We start from the raw sequence: 24,467 nt of genomic DNA on the forward strand, positions 1-24,467 counted from the left end.
GCTCCTCACTCGCGTTCCAGACCGAAGTCGAAGTGGCGGCCCTCCGCGAGCACGACATCCGGCTCGCCGTCGTCGGCCCGGCAGACCAGCGGCGCGGCGGCGTGCGGCGCGGCGAACCTCTTGCGGTGCCAACGGCTTCTCGTCAGCAGCCGTTCGACGGGGTGTCCGGTCTGGAAGGCGAAGCCGCGCCGGGCGTCGAGCTCGTCCGGGTCGATGGGACCTGGCGCCGCACGAAGCGCCTGCCACCGCGCCATCGTGTCGTCGTTCACCGGATCCCCAAGCGGCGCAACAGGACCAGCTGCCGGTTGGTGCGGTGGACGAAGCTCGACGTGGACGACTTCGGCGACGGGCCCAGCGGCATGAACCGCTGCACGGCGATCGTCTGGCTCTCGGTGTACTTGCGGATCCCTTCCGCGCCATGGCGTCTGCCGAGTCCGCTGTCGCCCATGCCACCCATCCCGACCTCGATGCTGCCGGCTGCGGCCGCCGCGCCGTCGTTGATGTTGACCGAGCCGGCGCGGATCCGCCGGGCCATCCGTCCGGCCGCGCGGGTGTCGCGCGACCAGATCGATGCCGACAGGCCGTACGTCCCCTGGTTGGCCAGCGAAACGGGATCGCTGCCGGCCGCGCAGGGGTACAGGGAGATCACCGGGCCGAACGTCTCCTCCCCGAAAACGGCCATGTCGGGGGTGACGTCTTCGAGGATCGTCGGCTCGTAGCACAACGGGCCGAGGTCCGGGCGAGCGCGGCCGCCCACGAGCACGGTCGCGCCTTTGCCCACCGCGTCGCCGACGTGTGCCTCGACGATCGCGAGCTGTGCCTGGGAGGTCAGTGACCCGATGTCCGCCGAGTAGTCGTAGCGCTGACCCAACCGCAGTGCACTGGTCGCCCGCACCAACTCGTCGCGGAACGCGTCGTAGACCGCCTCGTGCACGTAGACGCGTTCGACGTGGATGCACATCTGTCCGGTGTTGGCGAAAGCGGCCACCACCGTGCCGGCCGCCGCGGCCGCGATGTCGGCGTCCTCGCGCACGATGAGCGGGTTCTTGCCGCCGAGTTCGAGGGACGCGCCGATGAGCCGCCGCGCGGCGCGCTCGGCCACCGCGCGGCCGGTGACGGTCGAGCCGGTGAAGCAGACGAAGTCGACGGAATCGACCAGAGCGGTTCCCACCACGTCCCCCGGACCCGCCACGATCTGCCACACGTCGTCCGGCAGTCCCGCCTCCCCCATCAGGGCACGGGTCCACAACAGGGTCAGCGGTGTCCGGGAGTCCGCCTTCGAGACGACGGCGTTGCCGGCGAGCAGTGCGGGCAGCACGTCGCCGACGCCGAGGTAGAGCGGGTAGTTCCAGGGAGAGATGACGCCGACGACGCCCTTCGGCACTCGCACCTCCCTGACCTTCGTCAGGCCCGGCACCATTCCGCGCACACGACGAGGTCCGAGGTAGTGCCGTGCCCGGCGCGCGTAGTGGCGGGCGATCGTCGCGACCTGGGCCACCTCCTGCCAGGCGTGGTACCGCGCCTTGCCGGTCTCCCACTGGATGAGGTCGAGGACCTGCTCCTGCCGCGCCAGGAGCAGGTCGTGAAAGGCGAGCACGAGCTCGCCGCGGTCCGCGACCGATCTCCGCGCCCACTCCCGCTGGGCGTGCCGGGCACTCCCCACCGCGGACGCGACGTCCTCGCCGGCACACGCGGGAACCGGCGGGGTCGGTGCCAGGTCGTAGGGCGCGACAGCGGTCACCGGCTCCGGCTCCGGGTCCCCTTGCCGCGTCACGTCTCGACGCACCCACGCACACCACCGCGCGACCAGCTCGTCGGTCACCCAGACGGGGCGAGAGGGTGCCGGGATCCGGGTCTGCTCCGCTGCCATCGAGACTCCTCTGGAGTGGCGGACCGATTCAGGTCGGCGATCGGCTTGCCGCTGGACGGCAGCCTGGTGCAGCCTGGCTATGTTAACGAGAATTCTCGTGCCAGATCAAGGAGGACCAGGCCTGTTCACTGCGCGAGATCCATAAACCTGACGCGTCTACCTATCGAGGAAGCCAGGTAAGTAAATGAGCAGTCTCAGCAGGAGGAACGTTCTCACGCTCGGCGTCGCGCTGGGCCTGGTGGGCATGGCCGGAGCCGCCCCGGCAGGAGCGGCTCCGACGAGCGGGACCTCGGACAGCGACCCGTGGTGGACCTGGGACGACGAGGTGGACCGTCTGCTGGCGGATCTTCTCGACAACGGCCAGGTTCCGGTGGTCAACACCGCGATGCGCTCGTGGGTGAACAACAACGACCCGTTGCCCAGCGGCCTGCCCGCCGACCTCGCCGCACACCTGCAGAAGGCCAACAGGCTGCCCTCCTGGGCCGACCGCACCAAGCTGCGCCTCGCCGCCGACTTCAACCGGCGCAAGGACACCTACCTGTTCCTGCTGTACGGCCTCGGCAGCGGCATCATGAGCACGGTCATCCCACGCGAGGCCAAGTCGGTCTACTGGTCCGCCGGCGGTGCCGACATGAAGGACCGCGCGGCCAAGACGTTCACCTTCGGCTACGACATGAGCGAGCTGACCGCCTTCGAGCCCGCAGGGCAGTTCGTGGTGACAGCCAACAAGACCCGCCTGGTGCACGCGGCGGTGCGACACCTGTTGCCCCAGTCGCCGCAGTGGCAGGCGGTCAACGACGAGCAGATCCCGATCAGCAACGGCGACATCCTGGTCACCTTCCACAGCCTCGGCACCTTCGTGCACAGGAAACTGCGCGAATGGCGCGTTCCGATGTCGGCCGCGGACGAGGAGGCGTTCCTGCACATGTGGCAGGTCGCCATCCACCTCCTGGGCGTGCGGGACGAGTTCATCCCCAAGACCTGGGCCGCCGCGTACGCGCAGTCGGCGCAGGTGCTGACACCGATCCTCGCCCCAACGCGCGAGGGCAGGGAACTGGCAGAGGACCTGCTCGGACTGACCGCGCAGATCGACCTGGGCGTCACCCGCGGCTTCCTCAACGAGTTCGTCCGCTACGTCCTCAGCAACGCGATCGGCGACTGGCTGGGACTGCGCCGCGACTACACGGCGGCGGCGTTCATCCGCACCGGCTGGCCGGCCTACATCGCTTTCCGCGAAGGCCTCCTGCCCGTCATGCCCGTCGGGTTCTACCTGTTCGACCAGTTCATCCGCGCACTGGCAATGTTGTTCCTCAACAAGGGCACCTCACCGACCGCCACCCTCATCACGATCCCCACCGCGAACCGTCCCTGACCGTCCACTTGGGCCGATGCACCCCTCGCGTCACGCAACTTGACGAAACATCAGCAGCAGACAGTGCCACCAGTTGGCCGAAATTCCCTTGTCTCGCAAGCGTTCCTGTTTGTCCACGCGGGGCAGCGGAAACCCGGGCCTCGCAGCGGATCATCATCCGCCAGGATCCCAGTAGCGAGCAGAGAGGTACATCTGTTGCCAGCCAACAAGTCCTTCAGGAGTCTTGCCCTCGCAGGCGCCGTGGCCGCGCTGACCGGAACACTGGTCGCACACCCGTCGGCATCAGCAGCCGAGACCGCCGCCGCACCCTGCGTGCAGAAGGTGGCTGTGGTGAACAACGCGGGCTTCGTCCTGTCGTTCCGCGTCACGACCCGCACCGGAGGACTCTCCCCCGAGACCGACAACTACCCGATCAACCAGTGGCGAGTCGTCGACCTCACCGCGACCGACCTGCCAGAAGGCTCGGACGTGCGCCCCTTGGTGCAGGCCGTCGGCGGAACCAGCCAGACCGGCAACACGTTCGTCTCGTACTGCCGCAACGGCCAAACGGCGACCTACACGGCGAGCGGCGCCACGCTGAACTACACCGTCGTTCTCATCTCCTGACCACTGCCGCGACAGGTCCGACATCCAGAACACCGGAACTCCATTCTGGACTGTGTTGATCGCCGGACGGTGGCCCAGCACGAGCGACACGCCCGCGCTGGGCCGCCGCCGTCGTTCACCGCCGAGTCTGGCAACACCATTGCGGGAATTCCTGCCGATTCGGCCCGCGACGGACAGTCACGGCCGCTACCGTGTGTGCGTGCTGACAGCGTGGGGGCTGACGAAGGCGTACGAGGGACGCCGGGTCGTCGACCAGGTGGGTTTCGAGCTGCAACCCGGCACCGTGACGGCCTTCCTCGGGCCCAACGGCGCGGGCAAGTCGACGACCCTGAGGATGATCACCGGGCTGACCAGGCCCGACCACGGCCAGGCAATGGTGGCGGGCCGCCCGTTCACCGCGTGGCCCAACCCGTCCCACGTGGCCGGAGTGCTCCTCGACGCGGCGGCGGTCCACCCCGGCCGGAGCGGCCGCGGCCACCTGCGCATGGCCGCCACGCTGGCCGGCGTGCCGAGCCGACGGGCGGACGAGGTGCTGGAGATGCTGGGCCTGGCCGACGCCGCCTCGCGCAAGATCGGCAAGTACAGCCTCGGCATGCGGCAACGTCTCGGCATCGCACACGCCCTGCTCACGAACCCACCGCTGCTCGTGCTCGACGAGCCCATCAACGGCCTCGACCCGGAGGGCATCCGCGCGGTGCGGACCCTGTTGCGCGGGCACGCTTCCCGCGGCGGCACGGTGCTGCTGTCGAGCCACGTCCTGTCCGAAGTGGACCAGACGGCCGACCGGGTGCTCGTGATCGGCAACGGACGCATCGTGGCGGACGGTCCACTTGCGACTCTGACGACGTCCTCCCGCTCGTTGGTGCGCGCTCGCGACATGAACAAGCTCGCTGAGGTGTTGCAACGGGGCGGCGTCGCCATCCAGCCCGCACCGGACGGCTACATCGCCGCGTACGCACCCGTCGAGCGCGTTTCGGACGTCACCTTCGCCGCGGGCCTTCCGCTGCTCGGGCTGCGTGAGGAGCAGATGAGCCTGGAAGACCTGTTCTTCCGCCTGACTTCAGGGAGCAGGGCATGACCCAGGTCCACACGCCGCCGGTCCAGCGAGCGGCGGGGCGATCACCGTTCTGGCGGCTCGTGGCCGTCGAGCTGCGCAAGCTCGTCGGCACGCGTTCGGACAAGCTCGTGCTCGCCTTCGCCCCGGTCTTCCTGGTCGGCCTGATGCTGCTGTTCACGCTGACGCAGACCAACCTGGCGAGCGCGGGCAAGCAGATCGGCCCGCTGCTCATCGTCGTCCAGCTCGGCCTGCTGCTGGTGTTCGCGACGGTGATCAAGCTCGTCGCGGGCGAGTGGCAGTACAAGAGCGTGCAGCCGACGTTGCTGGTGCAGCCCTCCCGCATGCGTTACTTCCTGGCGCAGGGCACGGTTCTCGGCGCGGTGTGGCTGGTGTGCACGCTCGTCACGTTCATCCTGTTCCCGCTCCTGATCAAGTCCACCGCCGACGGCCTCCACCACAACTACCTGCTGGGCATGCGCCTCGGCTGGGTGCTCGGCGTGACGATGCTGGCGACCGCGCTGGTGCTGCTCACCGCGCTGATCATCTCCCTGCTGGTGCCGAACACGGGCGGGTCGCTGACCGTGTTCTTCATCGTGGTGCCGATCCTGATGGTGGCGCGGATGGCCCTGCCGGAGGTGTTCGGCCTGATCTACCCGCTCGAGGCCGCCTGGCACCTGGCCGGGCTCGGCACGGGGTGGGCGCAGACCATCAGCTCGCTGGTGCTGTGGCTGTCGCTGCTGGGTTTCGCGCTGTTCCGCCTGCAGCGCCGCGACGCCGGCTAGGCTAGCGCCTGTATCGAAGTCCGCACCGAGCCCCTGCTGTTTGGCGCGAAAAGCACGTTCGGGCCGATAGATGGCCCGAACGTGCTTTTCGCGCCAAAAAATATGGTCGGTAGGTTTGACTCGATACAGGCGCTAGTTCGCCCGGCTGCCGCCGTTCTCGTCGATCAGCGGCAGCAGCTTCTCGGCAATCTCCTCGGCCGCGGGGCAGTACTCCCGCAGGGCCCGGTCGATCGGCTGGTCCACGTCCTGCTTCGCCAACGCCATGCTCTCGTCGAAGTCCATCCTGGCCCGCACCTCGAAGGGCAGCTCGGACCCGGTGTCCACGGTGACCGTGCAGGACTCGTTGACCTCACCGCTGATCACCGTGGTGGCGTAGTAGCGGTCCAGCAGAATCGACCGCTGGAAGTAGCCGCTGGAGCCGCGGTCGCCGTTCCACACGTCCACGAAGTGCCGCGCATTCGACTTCCGCCCGGATCCCGGCCCGAGCAGCGCGATCGACAGCTCCCCCCACGCCATGTCGGCGTTGCAGCTCCCGCCCATTCCCGTGCGCGGCTTCTCCTTGGCGCCCAGCAACGACTGCAGGTTCGAGGGCAGCGTCTCGCAGGTGCTGTCGAACACCGCCGGGCGGGCGAGGTTGAAGTCGAGGTTGTCGTAGGCGATCGCCTGCGGGTCGAGCTTCGGCGCCGGCGAGCCCAGCGGCGGCTCCGGCGGCGCGGTGCAGGCGGTGAGAGCCACGACGGAGACCAGAAGCCACGCGAAACGCATGCTGATCACTGAAGCACACCCGCGCTGCGCAGGTGCCGCTTTCAGTCGCACGACCGGGTGACTTCTCCCCGTCTGCCGCCTGCGCGTCCGCTGGCCGCGACGCGTCGGTGTCCCACAACCGCAGTGCGTCCGCAGTGCGGCTCCAGCGTTGGCGCCACTACTCCTCCATCACGTCGCTGTTGCACCGCCCTTGAACTCCCCGGTGCATTTGACCTGAACTCGGGCAGGTGCGATTTCGAGATCAACGATTCCGTCGACCGCGAGTACACCCTCGTCCGGGCCGGTTTCCTGAAAACCCGGCCTGGCTGCACACGTGCCCGAACACAGTCGTGATGTTCGGGCAGGTTGTGGCTCTTGTGGCAGAGGGTGAGTCGCTTTTGTCCAGATGCTCGACGCCGCCACACGAGTACACGTCGGCCGGTCGGCCGCCCGCCCGTCGAATGCATTCGACGACATCGCCGCAACACGGCGGGTCCACAGTCTTCGGAAGCGACGCCATAGCGCGAACAGTGACGAAAAGCCAGCATGGTGTCGCCTAAGTCTCTCGGGTAACTTGGTCGGCGTACGCGACCGGCCTTGGGGGGGCTTGTATGGACGCGCATGGACACTCTCGGCCGCAGGGGATCAGGCCGATGCCGCGGCGGGATCCGGCCGTGTGCCGTGAATCGGTTCGAGCATCTGAACGGCGTGATCACGCCGCAAGGAAACGTCGGTCTCCGAGCGATGGCGACGTGGATGCCCAGTCATCCGACACCGCACATGACGTGGCCCTGCACCGGACTGTCGCCGACCGACGTGGTGACCGTGGCGGAGGCGTTCGAGCGCGACGGTGTCTTCGACGTCGGCGAACGGGTGACCGACTTCCCGGCTTGTCACGCACCGTACCGCCCCGGGTTTTGAATGGCCCGCCGGATGATGTTAAAACGGCCTTTACTGTTGACCAACAGCCCCGTGCAAGGTTTTCTGGGTAGGGGCCAGAGGCCTCGCCGACCACCGCACGCCACAGCAGGAAGAACGTTTGTCGGCTGGTGACGAAAGGGGATCCGCAGTGGAATTCAGAACTGTGCCTTCCTTTGACATGCGCGATAACGAAGACTTGAGATGCCGATTACGAATCCGTATCGCCGAACACGGTCTTGCAACCGCACTGCCACTCCCGCCGTTCTTTACGCACACAGTTGGAGACCAGCCTCGGCTGGGCCGCAGCCTGAAGGGAATCCGCAAGCGATGACCCAGATCGGATCGCGGGAAGTGCCGATCGCCCCCCGCCTCACCGTCGCCGTCTGCGCCGGCAATGAGCTCGTGCGCCGCGGCTTGGGTTCCATACTGGACGACCTCGCCATCGTCGAAACCGGTGTCCACTGCGAGAACTGGGAACATGCCTGCCGGCTCATGTCGACCACCCCGATCGACATTCTGATCATCGCGGAGGCCGGCTACGGCAGCTGCCAGCTCCCGGACGGCGTCCAGACCAAAATCCTCGTCCTGGTCGACGCCACCGACCTGCGCACCGCGCTCAAGGACGCGCCACCGTGGGCCCACGGTTTCCTGGCCCGCCAGGACCTGACTCCGACCGGCCTCGACGAGGCCTTCCGCCGGGTGGCCGCCGGCAAGAGCCAGATCCCGGCCCGGCTCGCGAGCGAACTGATCCAGCGCGCGGCGGCCCCACTGCCCGCGCGCGCCGCCCGACCGGCCAAGCTGACCAGCCGGGAGAGCGAGACCCTGGCACTGCTCGCCGACGGACTCAGCAACAAGCAGATCGCCCGTCGACTGAGCATCTCCGACCACGGAGCGAAACGGCTGGTCGCAAGCCTGCTGCTCAAGCTCGACTCGCCGAACCGGACTATGGCCGTGGTCACCGCGATCAAATCGGGACTGATCGAACCGTCCGTGACGTGACACCCGGGTCGCACCACGCCCAAAATTGTTAGCGCTAACATCAACCACTCCGGCTTCCGCGGCGTTCGGACGGGCTGCTTCAGGTTGCACCGGCCCGGCCCGGCAAGTGGTCACGATGCCTCCGCCTCGGGTCGTCGGGCCGCGGTCAGCGCCAGCTGACGGGCCAGGTAGGGCGCGACCGCGCTGTCCGGGTGGGTGGCGAGCAGCTCCGGCGGGCCGGCCGCGATCAGCCGGCCCCCGTCCTCGCCACCGCCGGGTCCGAGATCAACGATCCAGTCGCTCGCGGCGGCGAACTCCACGCTGTGCTCGATGACGACCACCGTGTTGCCGCGGTCGACCAGGTCGTGCAGGACGTCGAGCAGCACCTGGACGTCGGAGAAGTGCAGGCCGGTGGTGGGCTCGTCGATCAGGTACAGCGTCCCGCCCTCGTCGCGCCTGAGCAGTTCGCGAGAGAGCTTCAGCCGCTGTGCTTCCCCGCCGCTGAGCGTTCCGGTGTCCTGCCCGAGCCGCAGATAGCCGAGCCCCACCTGCGACAGCGTGCGGAGCGGAGAGGCGATCGCCGGGACGTCGGCGTAGAGCTCGATCGCCTCGCCGACCTCCAGAGCGAGTGTCTCGGCGATCGTGCGGCCGCGGTGGGTGATCTCCAGGACGCGCGCCGAGTACCGCAGGCCGTCGCAGGACGGGCAGCGCACCGAGGCGTCGGCGAGGAACAGCATCTCGATCCGGACCACGCCCTTGCCCGCGCACCGGTCGCAGCGCCCGCCCGCCTCGGTGTTGAAGCTGAACATCGCCGTGGAGTACCGGCGCCGCACGGCCTCGTCGGTGCGGGCGAACAGCTTGCGGATCTCGTCGAACACCCCGAGGTAGGTCGCGGGCGTCGACCTCGACGATCCGCCGATCGAGTCCTGCGTGACGGTCGTCACCCGGCGGATGTGCTCCGCGCCGCGGAGCCGGTCGAACGGGCCGACGGGGGTGCGCCGCCACCGCACGGCGGTGTCGACGGCCGGCTGCAGCGTCCGGGTGATCAGGGAGCTCTTGCCGCTCCCGCTCACGCCGGTGACGCAGGTCAGCACCCCGATCGGGATGGTGAGATCGACTCCACGGAGGTTGTTCAGCCGGGCGCCGGTCAGTTCCAGCCTGCGGTCGTCCGGGCGGCGGCGTTCCGGCCGGGGTGAGACCACCGTCCGCTCGTTGCGGAGGTACGCGCTGGTGGCCGACGTGCGGTCGGCGATGACCTCGGCGGTCGGGCCGGCCGCGACGACCAGTCCGCCGCGCGTCCCGGCGCCGGGCCCCATGTCGACCAGGTGGTCGGCCGCCTCCATCGTCTCCCGGTCGTGCTCGACCACGAGCACCGTGTTGCCCGCCTCGGCCAGCCGGCGCAGCATCCCGATCAGCCGCCCGTTGTCCCGCGCGTGCAGGCCGATCGACGGCTCGTCCAGCACGTAGACGACACCGACCAGGCCCGACCCGAGTTGCCGCGCCAGCCGGAGCCGCTGGCCCTCGCCGGCCGAGAGCGTGGGCGCGGAACGGTCGAGCGAGAGGTAGTGCAGGCCCACCTCGAGGAGGAACTCGACCCGAGCGTCGACCTGGTCGAGCAGTTCCGCGGAGAGCTCGGCCAGGAAGTTGCCGGCCAGTTCGGCACGGACCTCGCCGACCCAGTCCCGCAGCCGGGAGATCGACAGCCCGTTGACCTCCGCGATGTTGCGGCCGGCCAGGCGCACCGCGAGCGCCTCCGCGGCGTGCCGGGTACCACCGCAGGAGCCGCACTGCCGCTTGGCCATGAAGCCCTGGTAGAACGACTTGCGTTCCAGCGAGTCGGCGTCCTTGAACAGCCGCTCGATGTGCTCGGTCAGATCGCCCAGAATCCGGTCACCGACTTCGGCCGGGAGATCTTCCCAAGGGGTGTCGAGACTCGCCCCCGCCTCGGTCAGCAGGTCCGGCAGGTCCCGCTGCGGCCACCAGGTCTTCTTGCTGCGGCGGCGGTCGCCGTAGAAGGTGAGCGCGCCGGAGCGAACCGACTCGCGGGCGTCACCGACCAGCAGTGCGGCGTCGACGCGGTAGGTGTAGCCCAGCCCCTGGCAGTCGTCGCACATCCCGGCCGGTGAGTTCGGCGTGAACCAGTCCGACGACGTCGCGTGCACCTCGGTGCCGCAGGACGGGCAGACCCAGCCGGCCGCGAGGTGCCGCACCGGCGTCCGGTCACGCAGCACGGTCAGCCGCCGCTCGGCCCGCAGTTCCCGTTCGACGACGAGCCCGGCGTCGTCCAGCGTGTCGGCGTCCGGGGCGGCCTCCAGACGCAGCACCTCCGTCTCGCCGCCGTCCGGCTCGGTGGCCACCAGCCGCACCGGCCCCTCGGCCGCCGCCTCGGCCAGTGCGGCGAGGTGCGCGGCGGTGTCCAGCGGCGCGACCTCGGTGCCGCACTTGCGGCAGTCGTGCCGTCCGGTGCGGGCGAAGAGCAGGCGCAGGCGATCGGAGATCTCGGTGATCGTGCCGACGTTCGACCGCGGGTTGCGGCTGATCGTCCGCTGCTCGATCGCCACCGTCGGGCTCAGGCCGCTGACCCAGTCGACCGTGGGTTTGCTGACCTTCGGCAGTCTGCGTCGCACGTGTGCGGACAGGCTGTCGAGGTACTGCCGGTAACCCTCGGCGTAGATCGTGTCGAACGCCAGCGACGACTTGCCGCTGCCGGAGACTCCGGTGACGACGGTCAGGCCGCCTCGGGGCAGGGACAACTCCCCGATCCGCAGGTTGTGCTGCCGGACACCGCGGAGCACGATTCGCTCGGGGTCCCGCACGTGTTCACTCATCGCCTGTCCTTGTCCGGTGATGCGTGCGGCGTTCTCCCCCGCGCAGCCGTCGAGGGTCGGAGCGGTCGGCGGATGGACAGCATTGGACGCGGCCGCATGTGGATGTCAGAACGAATATTCACAACGGAGTCGCGAGCGCTCCTGACAGCTACCCTAAACGAGGCCGATCGGATTGGCGAGACCCCCTTTCAATTAGCACTCCCGACCTGCCGCAATAGTGCACCGATCGACCGCTCGAACGACCTCGTGCCGGCCCGACCCGCCTGATAGGGTTGCGGGCATTGCTCGGACATCATTCGCCCTGCATTCGAAAAATTCTGCGAGCTCCGCCGGACCACGGGCGAGTACCGGCGATTCGACATCGATTCGACGGTCAGCAGGACAACGGCCGAGCCGAGCCGGATAAATTTCGCAATCGCTCCGGAAGCGGGGAGGTTTCGCAATGGTTGAGCGCAATGCGGCCGAGGCGCGACGCGTCGTGGCGAATGTCGGGAAGCAGTATCCGATCCAGCCGGCGGGGCGTCACCGGGGACGGTCCGGCGTGACCGCGCTCGATGTGACGGACCCCGCGACCGGTGCCGTGTTCGCCTCCGCCCCGGTCTGCACCGCAGCCGAACTCGACGCCACGATCGCCGCCGCCGCCGCGGCCGCTCCCGGGTGGGCCGCGCTCCCGGTCGACGAGCGCCGCGCCCGGCTGCGTGCCTGCGGGGCCGCACTCGCCGACGCCGCCGAGGAGGTCGCCGCGCTGCTCAGCCGCGAGCAGGGCAAGCCACTGGCCGCCGCGCGCGCCGAGGTGGACCTGTCCTCCAGCTGGTTCGGCCACACCGCAGACCTGCCCGGCACCGACGAGGAGGTCGACGCGGGCTCCGGCGCTTCGGTCGTGATCGGCAGGGTGCCGCACGGCGTGGTGGCCGCGATCGCACCCTCGAACTTCCCGATCATCCTGGCGGTGTGCAAGATCGCGCCCGCGCTGCTGGCAGGCAATGCGGTGGTGGTCAAACCGTCACCGGAGACACCGCTCGCCACGCTGCGGACGGTCGAGCTGCTCGCGCCGCACCTGCCCCCCGGCGTGCTGTCGGTCGTCTCCGGCGACCACGCGCTGGGGAAGGCGCTGACCACGCACCCCGGCATCGACATGGTCTCGTTCACCGGCTCGGTGGGCACCGGGCAGGCGATCGCCGAGCAGGCCGCGGGCCGCCTCCTGCCGGTGGTGCTCGAGTTGGGAGGCAACGACGCCGCCGTGGTGCTGCCCGGCGCCGACGTGACGGCGCTGGCACCGGCGCTGTTCGCCGGTGCCATGGTCAACAGCGGCCAGTTCTGCGCGGCCGTCAAGCGGATCTACGTCAGCGGCGCACAGGCCGGCGAACTGGTCACGGCGCTGGCGAAACTGGCCGAGGAGGCGGTCGTCGGTGCCGGCAGCGACCCCGCTACCGAGTACGGCCCGCTGGTGAGCCGTGCCCAGCTCGACCGCGTCAGCGCGCTGGTGGACGAGGCTGCCGCCGCCGGCGCACGGGTGGTCACCGGCGGCGCCCGGCTGCCCCGGCCCGGCTGGTTCTACCCGCCGACCGTCGTCACCGACCTCCCGCCCGGCACCGATCTGGAACTGGAGGAGCAGTTCGGCCCGGTGATCCCGGTGATCGCCTACGACGACCTCGACGAGGCGATCGCACGTGCCAACGGCACGCGCTACGGGCTCGGCGCGTCGCTCTGGGGTGACGCCGAGCAGGCCCGTGCGCTGGCGGCCCGGCTGGTCTGCGGCACCGTCTGGATCAACACGCACGGGGCGCTCCGCCACGACACGCCGTTCGGCGGGGTGCGCAACTCCGGCGCCGGCGTCGAGTACGGCTGGTGGGGACTGCTCGAGTACACACGAATCAAGGTCGTCCACGAGCTCCACCAGGAAGGGTGACCTCCGCGTCCGACGACGCCTGCCCGAACATCCGCGCCATTCGAGGACGTGCATGTCAACCAACTGGTCCGTGCACAGCGCCTACTCCGATCCCGGCCGGCACCGGGCGCTGCTCGCGGAGCTGCGCGGCCACGTGCCGCGCATCTGCGCGGCCGCGCGCAACGTCATCGCGCACTACCGCATCGAACTGCCCGAACTGTCCCCGGCGCGGCACGACGAGATCCACAGCCGCTGGTTGGAGGCCGTCCTGGAGCTCGACCAGGAGCGCCACCCCGAGCCGCTGGCGACACCGAGGGCGACCGAGGAGAAGGTCGCCGGCTGCTGCCGCGACCACGTGCTGTTCGTCGTCGGCGCGCTGCGCGACCGCGGGGTTGCGGCGCGCAGCCGCGTCGGGTTCGCCTCCTACCTGACCGAGGGCTACTTCCTGGACCACGTCGTCGCCGAGTACTGGACCGGTGACCGGTGGCGCCGCGTCGACCCCGAGTTCGCCCCCGGATCGGTCGAGTTCGACGTCGAGGACATGCCCACCGGGCCGAGAGCCCCGTTCCGGACCGCGGCGCAGGCCTGGCTGGCCCACCGGTCGGGAGAGACCGACGCCGAGCTGTACCGGGTGTCCCCGGAATCAGAGCTGGGCGGGCCGGGTTTCATCCGCGACTGCGTCGTCACCGAGCTCGCCCACCGGCAGAAGGACGAGCTGCTGCTCTGGGACGCCTGGGGCGACGTGGCGCACCAGGTCGACGACCCGCTGGTCGACGAGTTGGCCGACCTGCTCGTCCGGGCCGATGCCGGCGACGACACCGCCGAACGCGAGGTGGCCCGGCGCTACCGCGGCGACCCGCGTCTGCACCCCGGCGACGTCATCACCCAGTACTGCCCCTACGGCCAGCCACCTCGCACGGTCCGGCTGCGCTGAACCCCCGGCGCCATAGCCGTTCGCGCAGGGTCATCCGTGCGCTCGTCCGGATCTTCCGGTTGACCACCCCGCAGAGCGACGCTGGTCACGGGACGAAGCCGGAAAGACGCGATTCGGGGGCCGGTCACATGGCGAATGCGGACTCGATCCATCACACTGCGGGACCCGCCGCCGGGGCCCCGGCCTCGGTCGTGGTGGCCGTGCTGATCGGCAACGAGGTCACCCGGCGAGGGCTCGAGTCGATCCTGAACGACGTGCCGGGAGTCGCCGAGGTCACCTACCACCAGGACGTGGCCGAGGCCCAGACCTCGCTCGCGACCGGACGGGTCGACGTCCTGCTGGTCACCAGCTCGGCCGGCAGGGCGGCGCTGTCGGTGGCCGGGGGCGGGGCCAGGATCCTGGTCCTGGTGGACGACGGCAGCGGCGTCCAGGAGCTGTTCGGCACCGCGGCGCGCCCGCCCGACGGCATCGTGCTGCTGGCCGACCTGACGCTGGACGGGCTGGCCGAGGCGTTGCACCGGACCGCCAGCGGGCAGGTCCACGTGCCCGACCAGCTCGCCCGCGAGCTGATGGAGCAGGCCAGGACGGAGTTGTCCACGCCGGCGTACCCGGCGCGGCTCACCGCCAGGGAGAGAGAGGCGATGGGTCTGATGGCCGAGGGCATGAGCAACAAGCAGATCGCCGGACGCCTGGGCATCTCCAGCCACGGAGCCAAGCGGCTGGTGGCCAGCCTGATGCTCAAGCTCGGCTCACCGAACCGGACCGCGGCCGTGGTCAACGCGATCAAGTCCGGGCTGGTCCCGTGATCAGAACGGGTCCGCCGACGGGATCAGGACGACCTTGTCCGCGACCCGCGTGTCGAACAGCTCGTAGCCGCGGACCGCCTCGGTCAGCGGCAGGCGGTGCGAGACCACGGCGCTCGGGTCGACCCGGCCGGTGCGCAGCAACGCCGTCACCGGATCGCGGGAGCGGATCGGGTCGCCCACCGCGAACCGCAGGGTGAGTTCCTGGACGAACGCCCGGCCGGCCGGGAAGGCGACGTCGTCGGCGCCGTGCGCGCCCACGACCAGCACCGTGCCGCGCGGCCCCGCCGCGTCGACCGCGCAGGCCAGCGCCGCCCCGGAACCGACCGCCTCGATGACGACCGCCGCCTCGGCCCGGCCGCGCATCCGGGCCATCGTCGCGGCGAACCGCTCGGGCTCCACCACCTCCGGCACCAGCGCGCGTGCCCGCTCACGCCGGGCCGGATCGACCTCGCAGACCACGACCGCGGCGCCCAACTCGGTCGCGCACAACGCGGCCATCAGCCCCACCGGCCCCGCCCCGACGACCCCGACCAGGTGCTCCGGCCCGACGTGCGCGTCGGTGACCGCGGTGTAGGCGGTGGCCAGCACGTCACCGGCGAACAGCGCCTGCTCGTCGGTGACAGCCGCCGGCACCGGCCCCAGCACGACGTCGGCGAACGGCACCCGGACGTACTCGGCCTGCCCTCCGGCGACGGCGTCGCCGACGATGGTGGAGTAGCCGAACAACGTGGCCGACGGACAGTGGTAGTGCCAGCCGCGCACGCACCGCGCACACCGGCCGCAGGCGATGAGGTCTGAGGCGACGACCCGGTCGCCGACCGCGAACGGCACCTGTGACCCGCGCTCGGTGACCACACCGGCGAACTCGTGCCCGAGCACGGTGCCCGTGGCGAAGGTGGGCATCTCGCCGCGGTAGGGGTGCAGGTCGCTGCCGCAGATCGCGGTGCAGGTGACCCGCACGACGGCGTCGCGTTCGGACTCCAGCCGGGGCATCGGCAGGTCGTCGACGACCTCGACGTGCCGCGGGCCGCGGTAGACGACGCCCCTCACGCCGAGCTCACTGCGGTCGAGGTCGCTGTATTCAAGGTCGCCGTGTTCGAGGTCATGGGGAGTCGCGCCACGGTCCAGCCCTTCTCGGTGAGGTCGACGACCAGGTCCGCGTCGGGGTCGTCGCCGTCCCGGCCGACCCGCACGGTCACCGCGCGGTCGCGGTGGTTGATGAGGGCGACGCCGCCGTCGACCGGTACGACCTCGACCTCCGGGTCCGAGCAGCGCACGGCGGGACGGACCCCGGCCAGCTCGGCGATCCGCCGGTAGAACCGTTCCCAGGGGGCGAGCGTGAACCGCCCTGCCGCGTCGAGCTGGCGTTCGAACGGGACGTTGGTGAACACCAGCCGGCCCGCGCCGACGGCGTTGACCACGACGGCGGGCGTGCCGTCCGGGTACGCGGCCAGTACCTGGCCGGAGGTCGCCCGGAGCGTGGTGGGCACCGCCCTCGCGACGGTCCAGTCCACCGGCCACACCTCGCCGTCCCAGACGACCTCCTGCCGGTCCCGGCCGGTCAGGTCGTAGTCGACGATCTCGGCGCCGACCAGCTCCGCACCTGGGAAGCCGTGCAGGTGATCACCCAGCGAGTAGTACACGGTGGCGCCCCGGTGCAGGGCGGCACGCAGGTGCGCCAGGTCCTCCAACGTCACCTGGTCGACCGACGGGCAGACCACCAGCTGGTGCCCGGCGGCCGGAGTGACCACCACGTCCACCTCCACGTGCAGGCGTTTGAGCAACAGGTAGGCGAAGAACGGCGAGACGGCGTCGCGGTGGGGGTCCAGGTAGGACCCGCCGCCGGCGAGCTGCCCGGCCACCGGCCACACCGCGACCCCGGCCGGCTCGGTCGTGCGGACCAGCGCCGGTGCGGCGTCGACGAGCTGCCGGTAGGCCGTCATGACCGGCTTGGGCGTCCCGTCGGCGCGGTGCAGCCCGACCACGCGTTCGGCCGGGCGCCGGTCGTAGGGCTCGGCGGTGGAGGTGGTGTCCTGCCAGCACCACACGATCACCCCGGCCGCGCCGCTGACCAGCACCGAGGCGACCGCGGCGCGCAGATAGGCCGCGGCGACCTCGTCATCCGCGCCGTAGGTCCCGAGTTCGTCGACCAGGGCCACACCGTGCGCGCCGGCCAGCCGAGCCAGGAACGCCGGCAGCTGGGTGGCCTTCGGCGACAGCGTGGACTCGATGTGCCCTGGCGACCAGAGCGGGAACCCGTGCACCGCCAGCAGGTCGAGGGCACGGCCGGAGGCCGGCCCGAAGGCCGATCCGCCGAGCACGGTCAGCGCGTTGTTGGCCTGGCAGACCAGCACCTCGGGGGCCGCTTGCCGGACCGCACCGACCAGCCGTCCGTACCAGCGGGCGACCTCGGCCGGGGTCAGCGTCGCGGCCTCGGCCGGATCCACGTTGGAGATCTCGTCGCCCAGGTCGAGCGCGAGGACGTTCGTGCGGTCGGCGATCGTGGCGGCCACCGCTCGCACGAACGTCTCCTGGGCCGCCAGCATCTGCGGGTCGCGCCACAGACTGCGCCCGCGCCGCCACGGCAGGTCCAGCAGCTGACCGTTCATGAACAGGGTCAACACCGACAGCACGCAGCTCAGGCCGGCGGCCTCGGCCAGTTCGACCAGCAGGCGCAGCCGGGTCAGCGCCTGCCCGTCGACGTGCCGGGGATCCGGGTGGAAGTCGCGCCAGAAGACGAACACCCGAACGGTGTTGAGGCCGGCCTCGGCGATCCGGCGCAGGTCGGCCGCGACGACGTCGGGATCCCAGTCGACCCACAGCCGGCAGCCGGCACGGACCGGGAAGTAGGTGACCCCGAGCGCGGTGAACGGCCGGTCGTCACGCAGCAGCCGGCCCTCGTGCAGACGGAACGCCATCGCGTCAGCCCTCCCCCGCGGGTGTGTGCAGCGCGGCCGCCAGCGCCTGCACGACCCGCCGCACGTCGTCCTCACCCATCCCGCGGTGCAGCGGCAGCGACAGCAGCCGGTCGGCGATGGCGTCGGTGACCGGCAACGGGCCGGCCGCGGCCGCGTAGTAGCTCAGCCGGTGCATCGGCGGGTAGTGCACCGAGGTCTGCACACCCGCGGCGAGCAGCGCGGCGCGCACCGGCCCGCGGTCGGTCCCGGCGGGCAACACGACGGGCATCAGGTGGTGCGCGGAATCCTCGGCCCCGCGGCCGGCGAACGGCACGACCAGCCCGGGCAGCGCGCCGAGCAGGGTGCGGTAGCCGGCGGTGAGTTCCCGTCGGACCCGGCGGTCGACGCCGAGCCTGCCCAGCTGGACTCGGCCGATGGCCGAGGTCAGGTCGGTCGGCCGGTAGTTCAGCCCGAGGTCGGCGACGTCGTAGCCACCGGACCCGCCGGTCATCCGCTGCTGCGGCGAGGTGCCGATGGAGTGCGAGCGCATCCGGCGGATCCGGTCGAGCAGTCCGGCGTCGCGGGCCAGCACCATGCCACCCTCGCCCGCGGTGACGTTCTTGGTGGCGTGGAAGCTGAAGCAGCCGACGTCGCCCCAGGTGCCCAGCATCCGGCCGTCCACGCACACGCCCGGTGCGTGCGCGCTGTCCTCGATCAACGGCAGTCGAGCTGACCGGCACAGCTGCGCCAGCGCGGCGATGTCGGCCTGGTAGCCGGCGTAGTGCACGGTGATCACCGCCCTGGTCCGGGGGGTGATCAGCCGTTCGACCTCGGCCGCGGTCAGCACCGGGTCCTCGGCCGCGCGCACGTCGGCGAACACCGGAGTGGCCCGGTGCAGGGCGACGACCTCGGCGGCGGCGACGAAGCCGAGCGAGGGGATGATCACCTCGTCGCCGGGGCCCAGGTCGAGCGCCGCGACGGCCAGGTGCAGCGCGGCGGTCCCGCTGCTCACCGCCACCGCCTGCCCGGCGCCGTGGACCGCGGCGAACTCCTGCTCGAACGCCTCGGTCTGCGGCCCGGCCGACAGCCATCCGGACCGCAACACGGCCACCACGGCGTCGATCTCCTCCTGGCCGATCATCGGGTCGGCCAGCCGCACAACGGAATCCGTCACGCCGCCTGCCGCCGTCACCGGTCACCGCCGGACACCGGGAGCCACGCGGACTCCGCCGGGTAGCCCGCCGTCACCGCGGCCGCCACGTGCACCCAGGTGTTCTCCCGCTCGACCCGCCTGCGGCCCGCCGCACCCATCGCGCGGCGCTTCGGTTCGTCGGCCAGCAGGCCGACCAGCGCCTCGGCCAGCGCGCCGGGTTCGGCGTCGACCACGAGGCCGTCCACACCGTGCCGGACCACCTCGTCCGCTCCCTGGAACGGTCCGCTGACCACCGGCGTGCCGCACGCCCAGGCCTCGACGAAGACCAGCGGGTACACGTCGGAGGTGGAGGGCAGGCAAAGCACGTCCGCGGCGGCCAGCAGCTGGTGCTTGACCGCGGCGTCGACGACGCCGAAGTCGTGCAGCCCGTCGGCGGCCGAGGTGGCCGGGTCGTCCGCGCCCGGTCCGGCCAGCCAGAACGCCGTCCCTGGGCGGCTCAGGCGGACCAGCGGCGCGGTCGCGAGCAGCACCGGGTAGCCCTTGAACGCGGTCCGTCGCCCCAGGAACAGCACGGTTCCGGTGGCCCCCGCGAAGCGGGCCCGCAGCCCGCTCGGGTCCACCGGTGCGTCCAGGTGCGGAGCCTGCGGGATGTACCGGATCGCCGCCGGGTCCGCGCCGGCGGCGATGACGTTGGCGGCCTCGGCGCTGGTCAGCACGTACACCGCGGCGGCCGCCCGGCAGGCCGCCCTGCCCAGATCGGGATCGGGCCAGAGTTCGACGGCGGTCGCCGGGGTGAGCACGAACGGGCACCCGAAGTCGTTGGCGGCGGCCAGGGCCACCGCCACCTGCTGCGGGCGGGCGAGGTCGAAGGCGTGGACCACGTCCGGGCGCCCGAACTCGCGCGGGTCGCGGACGCGCGGCCAGGGGCCGGCGTCCGGCGCTCGCGGTGGCAGCGAGTCGGTCAGCACGGCACCGGTGTGCCCGTGCGTCGCGAGGTGCTCGGCTGTCTTCCAGGCCATCCGCTCGGCCCCGGTCCACTCGCCGCCGTAGCCGCCGAACGCGATCAGGACCCGGCTCATGACGCGCCCCGCTGCGCCGCGTACCAGTCGAACGTCGACCGCAGCCCGGCGTCGAGGGCGACGGCAGGCTCGTAGCCGGTCAGCTCACGCAGCCGGGTCAGGTCGGGCAGCCGGCGGAGCGGGCCGCCGGGGGCGGGCCGCACGGCGAACTCGGGTCGCGTTCCGGCGAGGGCGCAGATCCGTCGGGCGAGGTCGAAGATCTCGATCTCCTCCCGGTCGTTGCCGATGTTGACCACCAGCGGGTCCGGCTCGGGAACCGCGCACAGCCGCAGCACCGCCTCGACCGCGTCGTCGACGTGACAGAACGCCCTGGTCTGCTTCCCGCCGTAGAGCGGGAACGGGTCGGTGCCGGCCAGTGCCCGTTCGATCAGCTGCGGCACGACGTGCTCGCTGCCCATCCGCGGGCCGTAGACGTTGTGGAAGCGGGCCACCCGCACCCGGCTCGGCGGGCCGGCGTGCAGGAACAGGTACTCGGCGACGAGCTTGCTCAACGCGTAGGACGCACGCGGCGAGCGCGGCTCGCACAGCACGAACGGCACGTCTTCCGGGACCGGCAGCTCGGCCAGCCCTGCGGTCACGGCACCGTCGCCGACCTCGCTGGTCGAGCTGAGGAACAGCACGCTCGGCTGCGTCCGGGCGCACCAGTCGAGCACCGATGCGGTGGCCAGCACGTTGGTGCGCACGGTGTGCACCGGCCGGTCGATGACCCGCTGCACGCCGACCACTCCGGCCAGGTGGTAGACGGCATCGCACCGCTCGAGGTCGGCGGGCAGCGGTGTGGTCAGGTCGTGGCGGACCAGGTGCACGTCACCGGCGAGGGCCTGCAGCTCGGGGTCGTCGACGCCGCGGGAGAAGTCGTCCAGGACGGTGACCTGCACGCCATCGTCGAGCAGCCGTCGCACCAGGTGCAGGCCGATGAACCCGGCCCCTCCGGTGACCAGAGCGCGGTCAGCCACGGCCGAACCGCAGGTAGGTGAGCTCCTCGACGCCGGTGAGCTCGGCATCGAGCAGGCCCCACATGTCGAACACGACACCGCGGCCGCGCATCCGGTCCGTCAGCCAGTCCGCGGTGAGCCTGGTGTAGCCGGGGTGGTCGGACAGCAGCACGACCGCGTCGGCGCCAGCCACCCCCTCGTCCAGCCCGACCGGCTGGTAGCCGAGGTCGGCGATGCGCTCCGGACGGACGATCGGATCGTGACCGGCAAGCCGGCCCACCCGGCCGCGCAGCAGGGCGGCCACCTCGGTGGCGGCGCTGCCGCGCACGTCGTCGGTCTCCGGGCGGCCCTTGTAGGCGATGCCGCACACCAGGACCTTGGCGTCGGCGAGCCGGTCGGGGTCCGGGTCGGTCAGGGCCGCGATCACCCGCTCGACCGCGTGGCCGGGGACGCGTTCGTTGGTCCGCCGGGCCGCCGCGACCATCGGCATTTCGGCGTGGCCCACGGCGGCTGCGCTGTGCATCAGCAGGTACGGGTCCTTCGTCAGGCAGCTCCCGCCGACGAAGCCGGGCCGGGACAGGTCGGGCCGGGGGTAGCGGAGGTTGGCGGCGGTGATCAGCTCAGTGGCGTCCAGACCGCGCGCCGTGGCGGCCAGCGCCACTTCGTTGCCGAATCCGTAGATCAGGTCGGTGTGCGCGTTGCAGATCAGCTTGATCATCTCGGCGGCCTCCAGCGAGGACACCAGGACCCGGTCCGGGCAGACCGCCGCGAACAGGGCCTCGGCCCGCTTGGCCGAGGCGTCGTCGAGGCCGCCGACGATCTGCGGGAGCGAGGCCAGCTCGGCCATCGCCGAGCCCTGGATGATCCGCTCGGGGCAGAAGGCCAGCAGCGGCGACGCCGTGACCTGCCGCAGGGCCGGTTCGACGAGGTCGCGGCAGGTACCCACGGGCACGGTGCTGCGCACCACGACCAGCGTGTCCGGGGTGATCGCCGCGGCCGCGGCGGTGGCCGCGGCCCTCAGCGGGCCCAGGTCGCAGCGACCGGTGGCCGGATCGACCGCGGTTCCCACGCAGATGATCACTGCGCCGGGCACCGAATCGGGTAGCCGGTCGGCCACGGTGAGCGCGCCGTCGTCCAGCGCGACCAGCGCCTCGGCCAGGCCCGGTTCGAAGAACGGCGGCCGGCCCCGCGTCACCGCGTCCCGGACGTCGGGGTTGACGTCCACTCCGACGACGCGGACTCCGGCGCGGGCCAGCGCGACCGCGAGCGGCAGGCCGACGTAGCCGAGTCCGACGACGGCGACCTCTGGCGGTGAAGTGATCATGTACGGGTACCCCTCCTGGTGGCTGTGGTGCCGTCCGGCGCACCGGCGCTCCGATCGGCGATCAGGTCCCGCAGCGCGGCGGCGGAGACCTTGCCGAGCGCGGTGCGCGGCAGCCGGTCGACGGCGTGGACGTGATGTGGAACCTCGTAGGCGGTCAGCCGCTGCCGGCAGCCGGCGACCACCGCTGCCGGATCGGTGCCGGGTGCCAGCTCGACCACGGCGTGGATCTCCTCGTTGCCGCGGGCGTCCGGTAGCCCCCAGACGTGCACCGCTCGCACGCCGGGCAGCTCACCGATCAGCCGTTCCAGCCTTCGCGGGTTGACCTTGCGGCCGCCGACGTTGATGAAGGTCGCCTTGCGGCCGACGATCGTCACGTCCCCGGCGCCGTTGACGTCGACCAGATCGCCGGTGTCGTAGTAACCGTCCGGGCGCAGCGCCTCGGCCCGGCCCCGGCCGACGTAGCCGGTGAACATCGTGGACGTCCGCACCAGCAGACGCCCGGCGTCGCAGTCCGGAACCGGTTCGACCCGCCACCGCACACCGGGGACGAATCCGCCGACCCCCTCGGCCGGCCACGGCTGGGGCCGGCCGAAGTGGCAGGCGATCAGTCCGGTCTCGGTCGAGCCGTAGATCTGACGGACCAGGCAGCCGAGACGGCCGGCGGCAGCCGAGGCAGCCGCCGTGGTGAGCGATCCGCCCGAGCAGAGGGCGACCCGCAGCCGGTCTGGCGGGCGTCGCCCGTGCAGCAGGTCCGGCACCAGGCCGTACACGAACGGCGTGGCCAGCAGCGCGGTCACGCCCGCGTCGAGCCCCTCGACCAGGCCGCGCCCGGTGAACCGCACCAGCAGCGCGAGTGTGGCGCCGGACAGCACCGCGGCGCACAACGCCCCGACGAACCCGAACGAGTGCGCGAGCGGAACCGCGGCCAGGATCGTGTCCCGCTCGTCCAGGTCGAACAGGTCGCGGTAGAGCGCGCCCCCACGCAACGCCGAGCCCAGGGGGACTGCGGCCGCTCGGGGTTCGCCGGTCGATCCGGAGGTCAGCTGCAGCACGGTCGCCGAACCGGGCGCCTGGTCCGGCCACTGCGCCGGCGCCGGGCCGGCGACCAGGTCCTCGACGGCCAGCCGGCGCAGCTCCCCCGTCACCGCGGGCCGCGGGCCGTCCACCGCCGCGACCACCGCGCACGGGCGGGCCGCGTACACCGCGGACAACGGGTCGGCCAGGTAGGAGCTGTCGTGCTCGACCAGGACGACGTCGAACCCGGCGGCCAGCAGGCCGAGCAGCACGGCCACGTGCGCACCGGTGTTCACCGTCGCCACCACGACCGCGCGGCCGGCGGGCAGCTCGGCGGTCGCGCGATCGGCCACGCGCCGCGCGGTCCCGGCCAGCTCCCGCCAGGTCGTCTCGGACCAGCCGGCGGCGGTGCGCCAGCGAACGGCAGGGGCGTCCGGACGCTCGTCGGCGTGGGCCGTCAGCCGTTCCCGCAGCGCGGCGACGGCGTCGTGGTCGGTCTGCGGCGCGGCCCCTGGGTGCCGGTCAGTTGGCATGTGAAATCCGGAAGCCGCCCCGGCCGACGCCGGGCAGGTAGACCTCGGGGGTGTCGGTGAACTCGGCCACCGCCCGCTCGTAGCGGCCGGGGGTGCCGATGTCGTGCCAGCTGCCGGTGAACCGGTAGGCCCCGACCGCCTGACCCGCGCCGATCAGCGAGGTGATCAGGTCGGGCATGTCGACCACCGAATCCGCGGGGATGAACGAGCGCACGGACGGGTCGACGACGTAGACGCCCATGCTGACGTCGGCCCGGAAACGGGGCTTCTCGGTCATCCGGTACACCCGGTCGTCGACGATCTCGAGGGCACCGGAGTCGATCGTCACCTCGGTCTGCCGACAGGCGATCGTCATCGCGCAGCCGCTGCTCTGGTGCACCCGGTGCACGTCGGCGAAGTCCAGATCGGTGAGCACGTCGCCGTTGAGCACCAGGGTCGGCTCGTCCCAGTCCGCGACCAGCAGCAACGGGCCGGCGGTGCCCCTGGGCTGGGCATCCACCGAGAAGTCGACCACCAGGCCCTCCGGGATCGCCTCGAACAGGTGCTCGCGGATGGCGGTCTGCAGGTGCGACACGCAGAGGGTGACCCGCTCGACCCCGGAATCGCGCAACTGCCGCAGGAGGATGTCGAGCAGCGGCTGGCCCCCGATGTCCATCAGGATTTTCGGTCGCTCCTCGGTGAGCGGCAGCAGGCGCTGCGCCTTGCCCCCGGCGAAGATGATTGCGCGCACATCAACTCCCACTCAT

The 24,467-nt window shown here is 71.4% G+C and carries 21 protein-coding genes; 9 read left to right on the forward strand and 12 right to left on the reverse strand.

What is annotated here, in order from left to right; genetic code table 11:
* Positions 1 to 5 precede the first annotated feature (5 nt).
* Positions 6 to 269, reverse strand: a complete 264-nt coding sequence (locus tag ACFOWZ_RS06660; RefSeq protein ID WP_382370208.1) for a GXWXG domain-containing protein — start codon at positions 267 to 269, stop codon at positions 6 to 8.
* Complete coding sequence (locus ACFOWZ_RS06665; protein WP_382370210.1) at positions 266 to 1,870, reverse strand: succinic semialdehyde dehydrogenase; 1,605 nt, start codon at positions 1,868 to 1,870, stop codon at positions 266 to 268. The genes ACFOWZ_RS06660 and ACFOWZ_RS06665 overlap by 4 nt, the downstream gene beginning before the upstream one ends.
* A 184-nt stretch (positions 1,871 to 2,054) precedes the next feature.
* On the opposite strand from ACFOWZ_RS06665, the gene ACFOWZ_RS06670 reads away from it, so the two are divergent.
* From ACFOWZ_RS06670 to ACFOWZ_RS06685, 4 genes are all read left to right on the forward strand, one after another.
* Positions 2,055 to 3,242, forward strand: a complete 1,188-nt coding sequence (locus ACFOWZ_RS06670) for an oxygenase MpaB family protein (protein WP_382370212.1) — start codon at positions 2,055 to 2,057, stop codon at positions 3,240 to 3,242.
* A 195-nt stretch (positions 3,243 to 3,437) separates the two neighbouring features.
* Positions 3,438 to 3,848 carry a hypothetical protein gene (locus ACFOWZ_RS06675; protein WP_382370214.1) on the forward strand — a complete coding sequence of 137 codons (411 nt, stop codon included), beginning with the start codon at positions 3,438 to 3,440 and terminating at the stop codon, positions 3,846 to 3,848.
* 199 nt (positions 3,849 to 4,047) lie between these two features.
* On the forward strand, positions 4,048 to 4,926 hold the full coding sequence (locus ACFOWZ_RS06680; protein ID WP_382370216.1) for an ATP-binding cassette domain-containing protein: 879 nt from the start codon (positions 4,048 to 4,050) through the stop codon (positions 4,924 to 4,926).
* Positions 4,923 to 5,687 carry a hypothetical protein gene (locus tag ACFOWZ_RS06685; RefSeq protein WP_382370218.1) on the forward strand — a complete coding sequence of 255 codons (765 nt, stop codon included), beginning with the start codon at positions 4,923 to 4,925 and terminating at the stop codon, positions 5,685 to 5,687. The genes ACFOWZ_RS06680 and ACFOWZ_RS06685 overlap by 4 nt, the downstream gene beginning before the upstream one ends.
* A gap of 132 nt (positions 5,688 to 5,819) precedes the next feature.
* Here the strand turns inward: ACFOWZ_RS06685 and ACFOWZ_RS06690 are convergent, their stop codons facing one another.
* Complete coding sequence (locus ACFOWZ_RS06690; RefSeq protein ID WP_382370220.1) at positions 5,820 to 6,452, reverse strand: hypothetical protein; 633 nt, start codon at positions 6,450 to 6,452, stop codon at positions 5,820 to 5,822.
* 735 nt (positions 6,453 to 7,187) lie between these two features.
* Between ACFOWZ_RS06690 and ACFOWZ_RS06695 the strand changes: the two genes are divergently transcribed.
* Both ACFOWZ_RS06695 and ACFOWZ_RS06700 read left to right on the forward strand, forming a co-directional pair.
* A complete protein-coding gene (locus ACFOWZ_RS06695) occupies positions 7,188 to 7,352 on the forward strand; it encodes a hypothetical protein (RefSeq protein WP_382370222.1) in 165 nt (54 codons plus the stop codon).
* A 327-nt stretch (positions 7,353 to 7,679) separates the two neighbouring features.
* Positions 7,680 to 8,351 (forward strand): response regulator transcription factor, encoded by a 672-nt coding sequence (locus tag ACFOWZ_RS06700; RefSeq protein WP_382370224.1) that lies wholly within the window; start codon positions 7,680 to 7,682, stop codon positions 8,349 to 8,351.
* Positions 8,352 to 8,461: 110 nt separating this feature from the next.
* Here ACFOWZ_RS06700 and ACFOWZ_RS06705 read toward each other — a convergent pair whose 3' ends face one another.
* The gene (locus ACFOWZ_RS06705; RefSeq protein WP_382370226.1) at positions 8,462 to 11,158 is read right to left on the reverse strand and encodes an excinuclease ABC subunit A; all 2,697 of its coding nucleotides are present in this window, start codon (positions 11,156 to 11,158) and stop codon (positions 8,462 to 8,464) included.
* A 541-nt stretch (positions 11,159 to 11,699) separates the two neighbouring features.
* Here ACFOWZ_RS06705 and ACFOWZ_RS06710 point away from each other — a divergent pair.
* The 3 genes from ACFOWZ_RS06710 (at position 11,700) to ACFOWZ_RS06720 (ending at position 14,786) form a co-directional block, all read left to right on the forward strand.
* A complete protein-coding gene (locus ACFOWZ_RS06710) occupies positions 11,700 to 13,067 on the forward strand; it encodes an aldehyde dehydrogenase family protein (protein WP_382370228.1) in 1,368 nt (455 codons plus the stop codon).
* A 52-nt stretch (positions 13,068 to 13,119) separates the two neighbouring features.
* On the forward strand, positions 13,120 to 13,980 hold the full coding sequence (locus ACFOWZ_RS06715) for a transglutaminase domain-containing protein (protein WP_382370230.1): 861 nt from the start codon (positions 13,120 to 13,122) through the stop codon (positions 13,978 to 13,980).
* A gap of 128 nt (positions 13,981 to 14,108) precedes the next feature.
* Positions 14,109 to 14,786: a response regulator transcription factor gene (locus ACFOWZ_RS06720; RefSeq protein ID WP_382370232.1), complete on the forward strand. Its 678-nt coding sequence runs from the start codon at positions 14,109 to 14,111 to the stop codon at positions 14,784 to 14,786.
* On the opposite strand, the gene ACFOWZ_RS06725 is transcribed toward ACFOWZ_RS06720, so the two are convergent.
* From ACFOWZ_RS06725 to ACFOWZ_RS06760, 8 genes are read right to left on the reverse strand one after another with little or no spacing between them, the layout of a single operon-like run.
* Positions 14,787 to 15,836, reverse strand: a complete 1,050-nt coding sequence (locus ACFOWZ_RS06725) for an alcohol dehydrogenase catalytic domain-containing protein (protein WP_382370234.1) — start codon at positions 15,834 to 15,836, stop codon at positions 14,787 to 14,789.
* Entirely contained in the window at positions 15,833 to 17,704 is a 1,872-nt protein-coding gene (locus ACFOWZ_RS06730) for a cellulase family glycosylhydrolase (RefSeq protein ID WP_382370236.1), read from the reverse strand. The genes ACFOWZ_RS06725 and ACFOWZ_RS06730 overlap by 4 nt, the downstream gene beginning before the upstream one ends.
* A 4-nt stretch (positions 17,705 to 17,708) precedes the next feature.
* On the reverse strand, positions 17,709 to 18,857 hold the full coding sequence (locus tag ACFOWZ_RS06735) for a DegT/DnrJ/EryC1/StrS family aminotransferase (RefSeq protein ID WP_382370238.1): 1,149 nt from the start codon (positions 18,855 to 18,857) through the stop codon (positions 17,709 to 17,711).
* 14 nt (positions 18,858 to 18,871) lie between these two features.
* On the reverse strand, positions 18,872 to 19,915 hold the full coding sequence (locus ACFOWZ_RS06740; protein WP_382370240.1) for a glycosyltransferase family 4 protein: 1,044 nt from the start codon (positions 19,913 to 19,915) through the stop codon (positions 18,872 to 18,874).
* Positions 19,912 to 20,871 carry an NAD-dependent epimerase/dehydratase family protein gene (locus ACFOWZ_RS06745; RefSeq protein ID WP_382370242.1) on the reverse strand — a complete coding sequence of 320 codons (960 nt, stop codon included), beginning with the start codon at positions 20,869 to 20,871 and terminating at the stop codon, positions 19,912 to 19,914. The genes ACFOWZ_RS06740 and ACFOWZ_RS06745 overlap by 4 nt, the downstream gene beginning before the upstream one ends.
* Positions 20,864 to 22,174 carry a nucleotide sugar dehydrogenase gene (locus ACFOWZ_RS06750; protein ID WP_382370244.1) on the reverse strand — a complete coding sequence of 437 codons (1,311 nt, stop codon included), beginning with the start codon at positions 22,172 to 22,174 and terminating at the stop codon, positions 20,864 to 20,866. Before ACFOWZ_RS06750 ends, ACFOWZ_RS06745 begins: the two co-directional genes overlap by 8 nt.
* Positions 22,171 to 23,721, reverse strand: a complete 1,551-nt coding sequence (locus tag ACFOWZ_RS06755) for a class I adenylate-forming enzyme family protein (protein WP_382370246.1) — start codon at positions 23,719 to 23,721, stop codon at positions 22,171 to 22,173. Before ACFOWZ_RS06755 ends, ACFOWZ_RS06750 begins: the two co-directional genes overlap by 4 nt.
* Entirely contained in the window at positions 23,711 to 24,451 is a 741-nt protein-coding gene (locus tag ACFOWZ_RS06760) for a nucleotidyltransferase family protein (RefSeq protein ID WP_382370248.1), read from the reverse strand. The genes ACFOWZ_RS06755 and ACFOWZ_RS06760 overlap by 11 nt, the downstream gene beginning before the upstream one ends.
* Positions 24,452 to 24,467: the final 16 nt, after the last annotated feature.

Source organism: Lentzea rhizosphaerae (assembly GCF_042649515.1).
Taxonomy (GTDB): Bacteria; Actinomycetota; Actinomycetes; order Mycobacteriales; family Pseudonocardiaceae; genus Lentzea; species Lentzea aerocolonigenes.